Source organism: Magnetospira sp. QH-2 (assembly GCF_000968135.1).
Lineage (GTDB): Bacteria > Pseudomonadota > Alphaproteobacteria > Rhodospirillales > Magnetospiraceae > Magnetospira.
This window is the reverse complement of record NZ_FO538765.1, coordinates 1,057,646-1,070,455: the sequence shown is the minus strand read 5'-3', so window position 1 is coordinate 1,070,455 and position 12,810 is coordinate 1,057,646. Positions and strand designations below refer to the sequence as shown.

The 12,810-nt window shown below is 59.0% G+C and carries 13 protein-coding genes and 1 pseudogene; 2 read left to right on the top strand and 12 right to left on the bottom strand.

Annotation, left to right across the window (positions count from 1 at the left end):
• Window positions 1-4: 4 nt before the first annotated feature.
• The gene (locus MGMAQ_RS05100) at window positions 5-559 is read right to left on the bottom strand and encodes a hypothetical protein (protein WP_148560851.1); all 555 of its coding nucleotides are present in this window, start codon (window positions 557-559) and stop codon (window positions 5-7) included.
• Window positions 560-626: 67 nt separating this feature from the next.
• On the bottom strand, window positions 627-1,454 hold the full coding sequence (locus tag MGMAQ_RS05095) for a division plane positioning ATPase MipZ (protein WP_046020690.1): 828 nt from the start codon (window positions 1,452-1,454) through the stop codon (window positions 627-629).
• 117 nt (window positions 1,455-1,571) lie between these two features.
• Here MGMAQ_RS05095 and MGMAQ_RS05090 point away from each other — a divergent pair, with 117 nt between their 5' ends.
• Both MGMAQ_RS05090 and MGMAQ_RS05085 read left to right on the top strand, forming a co-directional pair.
• The gene (locus tag MGMAQ_RS05090) at window positions 1,572-3,158 is read left to right on the top strand and encodes an Hpt domain-containing protein (RefSeq protein ID WP_046020689.1); all 1,587 of its coding nucleotides are present in this window, start codon (window positions 1,572-1,574) and stop codon (window positions 3,156-3,158) included.
• Between the two features lie 82 nt (window positions 3,159-3,240).
• Window positions 3,241-4,188 (top strand): hypothetical protein, encoded by a 948-nt coding sequence (locus MGMAQ_RS05085; protein WP_046020688.1) that lies wholly within the window; start codon window positions 3,241-3,243, stop codon window positions 4,186-4,188.
• 136 nt (window positions 4,189-4,324) lie between these two features.
• Here the strand turns inward: MGMAQ_RS05085 and MGMAQ_RS21590 are convergent.
• From MGMAQ_RS21590 to mamO, 10 genes and pseudogenes are all read right to left on the bottom strand, one after another.
• Window positions 4,325-4,408 (bottom strand): annotated as a pseudogene (locus tag MGMAQ_RS21590) (PEP-CTERM sorting domain-containing protein); the annotation flags it as partial.
• Window positions 4,409-5,152: 744 nt separating this feature from the next.
• A complete protein-coding gene (locus tag MGMAQ_RS05075; protein WP_046020686.1) occupies window positions 5,153-5,434 on the bottom strand; it encodes a pyrimidine/purine nucleoside phosphorylase in 282 nt (93 codons plus the stop codon).
• 56 nt (window positions 5,435-5,490) lie between these two features.
• On the bottom strand, window positions 5,491-6,090 hold the full coding sequence (locus MGMAQ_RS05070) for a magnetochrome domain-containing protein (RefSeq protein ID WP_052716140.1): 600 nt from the start codon (window positions 6,088-6,090) through the stop codon (window positions 5,491-5,493).
• Between the two features lie 14 nt (window positions 6,091-6,104).
• On the bottom strand, window positions 6,105-6,872 hold the full coding sequence (locus tag MGMAQ_RS05065) for a hypothetical protein (RefSeq protein ID WP_046020685.1): 768 nt from the start codon (window positions 6,870-6,872) through the stop codon (window positions 6,105-6,107).
• Between the two features lie 61 nt (window positions 6,873-6,933).
• Complete coding sequence (gene mamB / locus MGMAQ_RS05060; protein ID WP_046020684.1) at window positions 6,934-7,815, bottom strand: magnetosome biogenesis CDF transporter MamB; 882 nt, start codon at window positions 7,813-7,815, stop codon at window positions 6,934-6,936.
• Window positions 7,812-8,063: a hypothetical protein gene (locus MGMAQ_RS05055; RefSeq protein ID WP_046020683.1), complete on the bottom strand. Its 252-nt coding sequence runs from the start codon at window positions 8,061-8,063 to the stop codon at window positions 7,812-7,814. The genes mamB and MGMAQ_RS05055 overlap by 4 nt, the downstream gene beginning before the upstream one ends.
• Window positions 8,060-8,872, bottom strand: coding sequence for a magnetosome protein MamQ (mamQ, locus tag MGMAQ_RS05050; RefSeq protein ID WP_046020682.1), 813 nt, complete (start codon window positions 8,870-8,872; stop codon window positions 8,060-8,062). Before mamQ ends, MGMAQ_RS05055 begins: the two co-directional genes overlap by 4 nt.
• A 24-nt stretch (window positions 8,873-8,896) precedes the next feature.
• Complete coding sequence (mamA, locus tag MGMAQ_RS05045; RefSeq protein ID WP_052716139.1) at window positions 8,897-9,538, bottom strand: magnetosome protein MamA; 642 nt, start codon at window positions 9,536-9,538, stop codon at window positions 8,897-8,899.
• Window positions 9,539-9,607: 69 nt separating this feature from the next.
• Window positions 9,608-10,714, bottom strand: coding sequence for a magnetosome magnetite formation protein MamP (gene mamP, locus MGMAQ_RS19315; protein ID WP_052716138.1), 1,107 nt, complete (start codon window positions 10,712-10,714; stop codon window positions 9,608-9,610).
• A gap of 19 nt (window positions 10,715-10,733) precedes the next feature.
• Entirely contained in the window at window positions 10,734-12,755 is a 2,022-nt protein-coding gene (gene mamO / locus MGMAQ_RS05035) for a magnetosome protein MamO (RefSeq protein ID WP_046020681.1), read from the bottom strand.
• Window positions 12,756-12,810 lie beyond the last annotated feature (55 nt).

Sequence of the window (12,810 nt, the reverse complement as noted above, 5' to 3'; positions counted from 1 at the left end):
CCAGTCAATCACGATTCGGTTTGAATCCAACCGAAATAGCCAACTGAAAGTTCGCCTCGGGTTGGCTGCTCATGGACAAAACCAGATGGCTAATGGAATCCGTTCTCATACCCTTCGAAAGGAGACGCTCCCGGTGTTCGCCGACCGGCACAATATCATACAGCGTGGACCTGAGGTCGCCGTCCCGATGGCTGACTTCTCGCAAATGGAACCATTCGATCGTGTCGCGAAAAAAAGCTTCCAGCGTTTGAGGAAAGCCGGGCTCCTTCCATGATTCAACGTAAATCGTACAGAGCCCGACATCCAGCGATACCAGGGCGGCATTCCCCAATTGAGGTGGCAGCAACCATGCCTTACCGGCCCTCCCACCCAATAGTGCCTTTTCGCCTTTCTGATGGAGCCGGGGGAGAAGCCCATCATCGCTGGACAGAAAATCGGCCAGTTTCTCCGGATTCCCCATGTGCTTGAGGCAAGTGAGCGCCAACACATTAAGCAGCGTCGTTGTTTTTGAGCCGGACTCTTGGGCAAACACCGGCGGCGATATCAGTGCAGCAACCATCAAAAGAACGGCGCTCCACTTGAAAAACCGAGCAACGCTCCGGTATGTCCTTCTGGCTTCCAAGTCCCTAAACCCGATCAATCCGCTCGTTGATATCCGGCAGGTGAAGGAATCGCAGCAGGTTGCGCATTTCCTCGCGGGCCATGTCATAGGATTTGGTCTGTTTGACCGAAAAGGCGTCGTTTTCCAGATCCATCACCGTCAGCCCGGCCAGGAACAGTTGCCGGTAGACCACCCGCTCCTTGAACCCGTCGGCGAGACGGAATCCGAGATTTTTCGACAGATCCCCCAAAGCCGTGGACATCAGTTGCTTGTTATGGTCGGCGAAATTGCCCAGCCGGTTGCGCAGCACGATCCAGTCGAGCCCTTTGCGGTCCCGCTCCAGGCGCATCTTGCGCTGGTTCCAGACCATGCGGGCATAGATCCCCGGGCGGGCGGCCTTCAGATCCTCGCCATCGATCTCCGCCAGCAAGTCCAGATCCAGCAAACTGTCGTTCACCGGAGTAATCAGAATGTCCGCCGCCGCATGAGCCTGCCGCGCCAGCAGCGTATCGTTGCCGGGACAATCAATGACGAGAAAGTCGTGGCTCTTTTGAGTCGAGGTAATCAGCGCCGCCACTGTTTCTTCCGGGCGCGGGCCGTCCTTGGCCAGCTTATTCAGGTGACGCGGGTCCCAGTGGTCGGGCATGGGCAGGTCGATCTTCCGCGAATCCACCAGCGTTTTGCGATTACTCATATAGCGGGTGAAGCTGCGCTGTCGGCGGTCCAGATCAAAGCTGGCCACACGGAAACCCATGCGCAACAAGGCAACCACCAAATGCATGGCGGTGGTGGTCTTGCCCGAGCCCCCTTTCTCGTTGCCCACGACAATGGTATAGGTGCTTGAATCGGTCATACTTTGGTCCCCTGGGGCGCCTCTTTTGGGGGCGCGCGCGGGGATTATCCGGTATTATCGCGGACTTGAAAAGAGTCGGAGCCTGTTCTCGGACAAATTTGGGGGAAACACCCGCCGGTGACCTTCTTCACGCAATATCGTCAGACATTCCTCAGCGAAGCTGCCGGGGCCGCCGCCGACCTGGAGGGCACCCTTGATCTTCTCGGTGCCGAACCGGCCTTGGAAAAAGCCGCGTTGATTCGCGCCGAGCGCTCCCTTCACGTGGTCAAGGGCGGCGCCGAAGCCTTCGGCTACGAGCCCATTGCCCAGCTTTCCGAGAGCGCCCAATACTTGGTGCAGACTCTCAAGACTGACAAGCTCAATGCCTCGCCACCGGTGCTCGACCTGTTGCGGGAATCGGTGCAGAAGCTTCAGAGCCAGATCCAAAAGGCCGAAACGGAACTTCAATCCGCCGCGGCTCAGGCCGGACCGGTCCCGTTGCCCGTTCACGATGACAAACCCGCTTTCGGCTGGAACGTGCCCCTGAATCCGACTCATCAGCCGGACTCCGCGGCCACCGACGCGCTGGCCGACCATGCCCGCGAGGACAAGACCGGCCAGCCCGAGGGCATGGCGCCTTATGACCACCCCGCCGACGATATCGCGCCCTCTGATCTTCCCGCACCCAAGGATAAGGAAGAGGACAAACAGCCCTGGAGCCGCATCCTCGAACAGGCGGCGGCCAAGCAGGGCAATCCCGAACCGGTCGCCGAGACCCCGGCGCCGTCCGAGGCGGAACCGGCCCTCGAGGCCGCCCCCGAATCACCGCCCGTCGACCCGGAGGCAAAGGACAAGGAATTGTTCGAGGCCTGGGCCCAGTCGGCCCGCCGGGTGCTGGCGCCGGGCAATGCCGAGATGCTGCACAAGGTGGATGAAATCGACGGGGCCCGCGAACCGGAAGCCGCCATTGAAGCCATGGAAGAAGCCTTGGCCGACCTGACCGACCCGGAAGAGACCGAAACCGTTGTGGCAACGGATCCTGAACCCGAACCCGTGACGGAGACCACCGACGAACTGCTCGCGCTGATGGAAGATGAGCCGGCCCCCGTCAAAGCCAAGAAAAAGGTGGCCTCGCCCAAGGAAGCCCCCGAAGAAATCAAGGCAGAGGAAGCGGAGCCCATTCCCGAGCCCTTGCCCGATCCGCTTCCCGTCGTCGAAGAAGAACCAGAGCCGGAACCCGAGCGAGAGCAGGCCGCCGCCCCGGAATCCCCCCCCACGCCGGAGGTCGATGCCGACATCGACGTCCAAGCTGAACAGGCCGATACGCCGGATCCCGCGCCCGTGCCAGAACGCGAGCCCGAAAAAGAGCCGGACCCCGACCCGGTCATTACCAAGCCCAGCACCGATGACGAAGACGATTGGGATTTTTTGCGCGACGAAGACCGCAAAATCACCGTGGATGACGAGATTGATGATCTGCTCGGCAATCACAGCAGCCGAAACAAGAAAACCAAGCGCCGCCACAAGGGCTTTACCGAGGAAGAGAGCAGCTATCACAATCGCTATCGCTGGGGCGCAACCAAGGATGGCCGCCATCCATTGGCACGGTTTTTTGACTCCATCTTCGGACGCCGCCCCAAGGCCTCCAAGCCCGCCGACCTGAAAAAGAAACCGGAAAAAGCTAAAGCCAAGGACGATGATGACGAATGGATCGACCTATTGTAAGGGCGACGGTGATATTTTCAGGCTTTGTTAACGCCGGGTTCGGAAAATAGCCTGTCGATCAATGTATTTAGGGACAGACCAGATGGTGGACCAAGCGACCATGGATGACAACGACCAGGACAACGCCACACCGCTCAGCGCGGGCTTCGGACGCGCTGGCCTGATTGGATCCGGGGTCTGGATCCTGCTGTGCCTGTTCTACATTTCCTATTGGGTCGGTTGGGGCAACCTGTTTTCCATGCTACCCAGCGAGATGGGCTTCATCTTCCTGGTCGCCGTTCTGCCTTTGGGGGCGGTGCTGGGCCTCAATGTGTTGATGAATATTGGCAGCCAAGTTTCCATGGTCGGCAACCTGATGTCCAAGCAATCGGATATGGTCGAAACCATCGGCGAAGGCGTCCAAAAGGTCGCCGAGGAAACCCGCCAGAGCCGCGAGATTCTCGTCGCCGACCTGACAGCCCACAAATCCCTCGCCCAGGACATGGCAGCCGCGCTGGAGAACCAGTCCTCCGGCCTCACCGCCCTGACCACCACCTTGCAGAACATGCCCGCCCCCGTGGCCGCAGCCCAAGGCGGCGCGGTGGACGAGGAGCGCGACGAAATGTCTGACTTGGCCATGCTGGTCAATCTGTTCAACGTCGCCCTGTCCGACCTTAGCGTCACCTGCACCAGCTTGGTCCGGGTCCTGCGCGAGGATGCCGGATACTCCAAGCGCGAGGTGCGCGAATTCATCGGCGAAATGGTCAATGCCTACGCCACCGGCGACAAGAACGTGTTCTTCCGCGCCATGAAGGCTCAGTTGGAGGCCCACCCGGAAACCCTCGACCAGATGAAGACCCTGAGCAAGAGCAATACCCAGGTCCGCCAAGCCATCTCCAAGCTGCTGCGCGAGGCCGAACAGATCATGCAGTTGGTGCAGCGATTCGACCGTCAGCACCTGTTCCGCATCGTCGTCGAGGATGGCGACCTCTGGGGTCTGCGCCAGATCCTCATCGAGCACTTCACCGTAGAAGGGAATGTGCGGGGGTAGGGCCGCAACGGACTTTAGCGCGTGACGGTTTCGATCGGACCCGTTGGACACCCGCGCGCCTATTGGAATCGATCACGTCGTGTTTGATCGAATCCGATCAAACACGACGTGATCTAGCCGCAAAACAATTATGTGCTTAGGCCACCGCCTTGCGCCGACGGGTCCAGCCCAAGCCGATCAGACCTGCACCGAAAAGCGCCAGAGAGGCCGGTTCCGGCACCGCGCTAGCACCTGTCACTTGAAGGGTATAGTCGCAGGGGCCGGAGCAGTTATAGCTACCGGCGGTATGATCTGCGGTGGCGACCATATAGAGGCCCGTGTAAGCTGCGGTGAAGATCAGTTGTGGATCCCCATACGGCCCACCAAAGGTATTGCCTAGAGTATCATCGGCACCGCCGATGCTGATGGCATTGGCTGTGCTTGAGTACAAGCTGCTGAATGCCGAAGTATCACTCTCCAAGCCGAACCAGACACCCATGATCGGATCAAGATAGTACTCATTGCGGCGATTGGTGACGGTGACAACGTCACCTGCCGAGGCCGTAAAGGTCCAGAAATCCCATCCGCTCGGACTGGATAGGCCATTGTTGGCCGAGGCACCGTAATGCAGGGTACCGTCCGTAAGATCGCCTTGGAAAACGATGGGAACCGCATCAGCCCGATCACCAATGAAAACCGTCACCGCCAACAAGGCAACACCCAAACCGTGTTTAAACATGTTTTTCATTTTTATTCGCTCCGTTGAGTTGTGCTTTCAAAGAACCTGTATTTTATTCGCCCACACTCAAATCACATAGCAAGAAACATACCAATAACAGGTACCTTTCTGGCAATCATCGCTTTCTAGGCCTGCCGCAAATTAGACTATTTCAAATTTGTAAGGTGGATTGACACAAACCCCCATGATCGTCCGTCCTAAATTACAGATTGATGATCTGGCGCGGCCATAAGGGAGGTGTTCTCCCTACTCGTAAGTACATAAATAGGCCGTATCCACCAACACCTTGACCAGAAACTTGCGGTCCGCATCGACCTGAAAGGACTGGTTGGGCGCGAAGGTCTGCCAGTCGTCCTCTCCGGGAAGTCGAACGATCAGGGCACCGCTGATGACGGTCATGGTTTCTTTCTGCGACGTGCCAAACTCATAGTCGCCGGGGGCCATCACGCCGACACTTGCGGGCAGGGTCTCGCTCTGAAAGCCAATTGATTTCACCGCGCCTTCGAAATACTCGTTGACCTTCAACATGGCGGGTGAACTCCTCTTCTTTGTGGGGAAAGGTGCCGCTACGGCGGCGCGGGTCGCTACCGCAAGTTCGGCAGCTGCCAGGCAAAGCCGGTATCGGCCGCGGGATTGGCCGGAACCTGAACGACGATATCGTGGCATTTGATACAGCGGCCCGCTGGGGGATGGGGCATCTCTGAATCCGGGCGCAGAGGCGGGCCCAGCTTGCGGACCTTTGACATCTGTTCCAACAGCGCCCCAACCGGAGTTTTATACTGGGTGCCGGGGCCCGGGCCGCCTTCGTAAAGGTGACAATCGGTACAAGCGCCCACGTATGGATGTGGCATGGGCTGGGTGGGCTTGATGCGCGGAATTCGCTTGATGGCCATCAGCTTCATTTCCGGCTCCGGGGCAAAGACCTTAACCAGCCCACCGAAAAACGTTTCCTGGGTCGGCGCATCCAGGCGGCCCACATAGTGGGAGCGGAAAATGCGATTGGTTTCCGGATCGGTCCAGCCTTGTAGGCTGAGGTGGGAATACTCCCAGGCGATTCCCAAGGTGATGACGACCACCATAAAAACCACGGCGACCTTGCCGCCGGTGCGATGCCAGAATACCTGAAACCAGAGCACGACTCTGAGCCCGGCAAGCCATTCCATGATTTTGTGGTAGATGGCCATGGCCCCGCGCGCCCTTAGTTGAGCTGGTTGGACCAGATGGCAAAGCCCTCGTCATTGCGCATTTGGCAGAGCTTGCCGTTCAGTACCAGGGTCTTGGCATAGATGAAAGACTCGGGCCGCTGCCTTTGATCGAACTGAAAGGCCACGCCCCGCACATAGGAGCCCTTCTGGACGTTGCATCCCAGGTGCACCACCCACCAATCCGGCGCGACGGATACTTCCTGCACCGGATTGACCCCGTCGGCGACCCAGATATGCATCTGCCCCCAACCCGCCCCCGGCGTTCCGGCGGCGCCGCGATGAACGACCCGTTCCACGCGGCCCTGGTAGCGCACGGTCTTGGCCGCGCGGAAAGGAACCAGCCCGGCCATCTTCGGCGGTTGGGCTTGTTGTTGCGGTTGCTGGGCGCTTTGCGGACGTTGCATGAAAGGCATGGTCGGCAGATTGGCGACGTTTCGGCCATTGGGCGCGATCATCTGCCCTGATTCCGGTCCCCACAAGGCGGTCTGCGCGGTGGGGGGGCCCATGGGGCCGACCTTGGGGACCTGGCCTTGTCCCCGTCCTTGCCCTTGGCCCTGCACATGGCCGGGATGCAGATTGGGATCGGCGGCATTGCCTTGGATCCCTGGGATACCTCCGGGCCCCACGGACAATGCGCTTCCCGCAGACATCTCGAACTGCTGGAAATCGTCTTCCCACAGGTGTTCCGGCAGCATGGCAGCCCCGGCAATACCGAGAATCACCACGATCCCGAAGAGGAAGATCCAGTTTTCGATTTTCATGTCCGCCTCGTGCTTAGTGTTTCCCCCGCGAGGCTGGAACCGATATCCCGGCCCCTCGCGCTCAGGCGGCGATGCGAACCGGTGTTACGCCCACATGCACGTCGCGCACATGGTCCACTTCCGCTTCGATCTTGCGTCGGATGGCATCGGCCACCAAGTCGCTCTCGAAGACCTTCAGATCCGCATCAACATAGATGTTAATGTCCAGATGGACGTCCTCGCCGACGTTACGGCCGCGAATATAGTGCACCCCGTGAACATGCTGCGAATCCTTGGCGATGTTGTAGGCATCCACCAGCACATCATTTTCGACCGAGGTATCCATCAAGCCGTTGATGGCGTCGATGTTCAACTCGATACCGATCTTGGCGACCAGAATGCCGACGCCGATGGCGGCCAGACGGTCAGCAATGGGGAAACCGACAACAGCGGCGACGATGCCGATCAGCACCGCAACGGATGACAAGGCATCGGAACGGTTGTCCCAGGCATTGGCGATAATCGCCGGACTGTTGTTTTGACGACCGACGCAGCTTTGGTAGCGGAACATCAATTCGTTGGTGGCGATGGACACGATGGCGCCCAGAACCGCGAACGGGCTGGGCGACGATGTGTTCCCGGCGATGATCTGCATGGTCGATTCGTACATCAGGTACAAGGCGCCGAAAAACAGGATCAGCCCGACGATGGACGAGGCGATGAATTGGATATTGCCGTACCCGAAGGGATACTTCTCATCGGCTTTCTTGTCCGAGACCTTGACGCTGAACATGGTGACCAAGGTGGCAACCACGTCGGCACCGGAGTGCATGGCGTCGGCGACCAGCGCCGCTGATCCGCTGAGAACACCCAGAACCCCCTTGTAGGTGGTCTGCCCGATGTTGATGAAGAATGCCCACCAGATGACTTCATCCCGGCATTTTCTGCAAGCTGCTGTGGTCATTTGTTCAAATAATCTATGATGTTTTGGCCAAGGATCTGATAGTTGCCTTTAATCTGCTTTGCTTTCATCGCGTTCTCCTTGATCAGGAGCAGCACGCTCTTACGGTCGGTTCCCAAAAGCTTCGCGGCCTCAGCGCTAGAATAGATGCGGGCCGGACGAATGTCGCGGCTCGCCATATCCCAGAGGCGCGCCGCCTCGGAAATAACCGACAGGAGTATGCCTCCCCTGGTCAGTGAACGCCAAATCATTTCTTATCCTTGTGGTCCATCTGCAACAAATCCTCGAAAATGTCCGGGGTAATGGACGGAGCAGAGGCGCCTTCGGTGGTCGTAAAGTAGTCGATGCGCTTGAAATCGGTCATTTTGGCCAGCAGATACCAGGGGAACTTGGACACGTTGACGTTATATTCGCGCAGGGACATATGGAACTCCATGCGCCGGGTGGCGATTCGGTCCTCGATTTCCACCAAGGACCTCATGGCTTCCTTGTAGGTCTCCGCCGATTTGACGTCCGGATATTGCTCAACCACGGCTAACAAGCGCCCGAGCGAAGATTCCACCGATCCGTCCCCATTCAAGCTCTGCAGTACCTTGTCCCAATCACCCCCCAAACCGCCATCAGGAAGGCTCGGGATGCCCTTGAGAAGTTGTTCGGCGATGGCATCGGGCAACTTGCTTTCCTTGATGATATCGGCACGGGAATCAGAGGCATTAAAAAAGATCGAATGCTCCAAGGCCGCGTGGTTCAAGGTCAGCTTGACCAGATTTCCAAACAGATTGGACCGACGCTGCAAGGCGGCTTGGAGGTTGCCGCCCTTGGTATAGACGTCTTCCCGAAGCAGGATGAAGTTATTGAACTTATAGAACAAAGTAGCCGAGAACAGCACCAGCGCCACCACCGAGAAAATGGCGGCAAAGCGCACGCCGCGCACCGGCGGCGCGCGAAACGGCGGGTCCAGCTCCTTGTGATAGAGCTGGGCCAGGATATTCTCCGATACCCGTGCCTGTTGGTTCGGCCCGTTGCCGACACCTTCCGGCTTGAACGAGTATTTAGCCATAATCCTTGCCTACCCCCGGTTCACTCAATCGTCTTCCAGATCGCTGGCTTTCTTGAAGTGCGCCACGGCGGTTTCGTGGTCACCCTTCTGCTCATAGGCAAAGGCGATGGCCCGGTGTACCCGGGGGTCCGTTGCCTTGATCTCCAACGCGGCATTGAACTGCTCGATGGCCGCGTCATGCTGGCCCTGATTGTCGAGCGCCAATCCCAAACGGTATATGATGTTAAAGTTATTCGGAGCGTTTTCAAGCGCTTCCCGCAGCAGCGGGATGGCTTTCTCAAAACTTTCGATCCGCGCATAGGCCACCCCGAGGGTCGCGGCGGTCTTGACCTTGTCCCGTCCGGTGGCATGGGCGGTTTCCAGTAGTTTGACCCCGCGCTCCATCTGCCCGGTCTTCAGACAGGCCACGCCCAGGAACAGCATGGCTTCGAAATCATCGGGATACTGCTCGTGCACCGCATCGAGCATGACCACGGCGCGGTCATACTGGCCCTTCTTCGCGGCGACAATACCCTTGTCGCGGTAGAAATCGGCCTTGGCCTGGTCACTGATGCTGAACACGGACTGAAACCCGCTCACCATATTGCCGGTGATGCGTTGCAGAACCAAGGTCGTCTGCTGTGCGTACAAACCCAACGTGTCCATGAGGTCAAGATTTTGGCCCATGTGTTCCTCTTTTGGCGGTCATGATCGAATAAGATGAAAACTAACGAATAACGTGGCAGGCCACGGCACCTACTGTATTACGTGGCAGGCCACGCAGGGCCCCCGATCTTCGTGAGGACGAGCCTCACGGAGCGCCACATCCTTCAATATGGGCGGCGGAGGCAATGTTATCAGATCGGGATCGGGGGTCAACTCGAATCCCTTGCCGATGGCGTGGCACTTGGTACAGGGGCCGCGGTCGCTATGGGGCCGCGGGTCGCCCGGCATGATCATCGGCGCCCCTTCCAACTGAGCCAAGCCCACATCGGGGTTGCCGTGCATGACAAAGGTCAGGCGACGCATGGCATATTCGTTGCCAACCATTTTCTTGCGCTTGCGGAAGACCGAGATCTTCACCGACTTTTTGTGTCGATGAATACGGCTTTGCTTATGCAGATCCGTCAACAGGACAATGGGCTGATCTTCCAACGCAACAATCACGTCGCCGCCCAGCATGCCGGAATCGGCGGCATTCATGGTTACCTCGCCTACCATCAGCCCCTCAAGCCACAATGGCATCTGAAGCTTGCGGGCCAGTTCGGTGGTCATCTGCCGGGCATCGAGACCCTGCCAATGGATTTCGTAGGGCAGCAAGTCTTTGGGGATGTAATTGGGCGGAGTCGGCTGGGCCGTATCGACCATCTGCATGGGCTTCACGTCGCCCATGCGCGCGGCAGCCCCCGCCGTGGTCTGCCGCTGCCAGGGCTGCGGGGTCGGCTGGTTGGGAGCCTGATCCCGCGGTTGCACTTGATTTTGTTGCTGTTCGGGCAAGGAGAATTGCGGTGTCACCGGAGATGGCTGAACCCCGGCGAACTGCTGCGGAGCCCCTTGAAACGCCGCCTGGACCGGCTGAGCCGCTTGGGCGGGCATGCTCTTGGGGTCCGTCGGCTTGGGATTTTGTAACTGCTGCCGGATAGGCTGTTGATCGGCCAGCATGGAAAACGGTAGGCCATCGGTCTCGCCGGGCAAGGCCCTGACTTCCGGGTCGGCCATGTCCTGAGCCAGGGTCGGACGATCGGCCCGGGTGGTGCCGATGCCGTCCTTCCACAGATCATGGGTGGCGAATCCCACCAACACCACGGCGGCCATGGTGGCCAAGGTGGCCCCGACAATGATCAGGTTTTTATTGACTTCCATACTCGATCCCGCCCGGCGCTCAGTTCAAAAACAGCAGCTTGACCGCAATGGCCAGCATGACCAGGGCATAGCCGCCCTTGAGCACCACCACCGGCAGCTTGCGCATCAGCTTGGCGCCGATCCAGCCACCGATAAAGGCGCCGGGGATCATCACCGCCGCCAGGGTAAAGGGCGCGTTCCAATCGATCAGGCCGGTACTGATGCCATGGGTAAAGGCCACGGCAGCACCACTGATAGAGGCCCAAAAGACCAGCACCGAGGCATTGGCGATGGCGTTTTGCAAGGCGACCCGACCCAGGTAGCGCTGCAAAGGCACTTCAACCACGCCGCCGCTGATCCCCAGGATACCGCTGATCAGGCCCATGGGCAGGCCAAGAGCCACGGACAGCCACACCGATAGTTTCCGTTCCTGTTTTTCCTGCTCGGCCTGTTCGCCGAACATCATGTCCATGTCTTCGTCGTCCAGGTGGGTCTTGCCCTTCTTGGCCCGACGCCGCAACACAATCTGGTCGGCATGATCGACCAACAGTTCCTGCAAGGCCTTGGCGGTCATCAACAGGGCGAAGCCACCAAGCAGCAGCTTGACCACCGAGTCCCCGGCCCAGTTGCCAATAAAGTAGCCCGATGCCACGCCGATCACGGCCCAGGGGGTCAAGGCCCGGACCTTGGCCCACATCACCAGGTCGGTCTTGGAATTCCGATAGGATGCCGCGCCATACACAAAAATATTGGTCAGGTAAGCCACCGGCCGGATCAAATACATGCCGTAGCCAAAGAACACCATCATGCCCGCGACCTGCAAAACGCCGCCGCCCATGGTCATCATGCCGCCCAGAATTCCGGAAATAATCGATAAAAGGGTTAAACCGGCGATATCCGCCAAAGGAAGTCCGGCAACGCGGCCGGATAAAAGATGATCAGTATCTAGGAGAATGTCAGGAAAATGGACCTGATGCGGATCCATGATCGGTGAGGGGGCCACGGTGGGTGGCATCTCCTGTGGTGCCGCCGGGGGAGCCTGAGGCTGTCCCATGGCGATATTGAATGCCTTCGGCGCGCCCTGCTCCGACCCGACCAGCGCGCGCGCCTGGGCCCACCAAGCGGAAGCTCCGCTGGTGCCCAACTCGCTGGTCGGCGGCACGGCCACGTTTTTGGCCATGGCCTTTGTCCCCGGGAAGGCGGCGGGGGCGGCTTCGGGAGCCGGAGCCAGATGCGCCACCTTGCCGTCGATCTTGAAGGGCACCACGTCCTGGAAGTGGGCCGCCAGCACATGGGCCGGAACGGCGTAACCGACCAGGTTGCCCGTACCATCTTGCAAGGCGACATTGATGCCGATCAGCTTGCCCGAGCTATCCACCAGCGGACCGCCCGTCTGCTCCCAACTGTAGACCGCATCGGTACGGATCAGATGGGAGATCCCGGCCTTGCCAACGGTCACCGCCTCATGCCGGGCCAAAACCGTGCCTGCCTTGACGATGGCGCTGCCCGATCCCCCATGCCCGAAGGCATAAACATTGACCGGCACCTGCTGCTGGGTATTGGACAGTTCGAAGAACATGAACTTGTCGTTGGTCAGCAGCTTCAGCAAGGCAATGTCGTGGGTGGCTTCCGACTTGACCACCTGGGCGTCATATTGCTTCGGCCCGGAGGGCGTCCGCACATAGACCCGCAGGTTTTCCACGTCCTGCACCGCATGCAGCGCGGTCACCACATATCCGCCAGAGCCCACCAGGGCACCGGACGCGGTAATGGACTGGTTGATGGTCCCGCTGCCGATCCCCACCACGGCGGGCGGTACCGTCTGATAGAGCCTTTGCAGGTCTGGGGCCGCCACATCCCTAAACAGGAAGTTCGTTACCGATGTTTCGGCATAGGATTCGAAGTAGTCGTCCTCTCCGTAGCTTGAGAGGAGGTAGAATCCCCAGCCGAACGTCAGCAATACAAACACTGTCAGAATCAGTGTGGGTATTCGCCACTCCCTTGTACAAAAGAGAATGGTGTTGCGTGCCATATGGCCGCTTATCTCTTCACTTTCGATCATTCCGCAAACCCGTCGGTTTTATTCGGTCATGATGACCGCATTTGGTGAAGACATG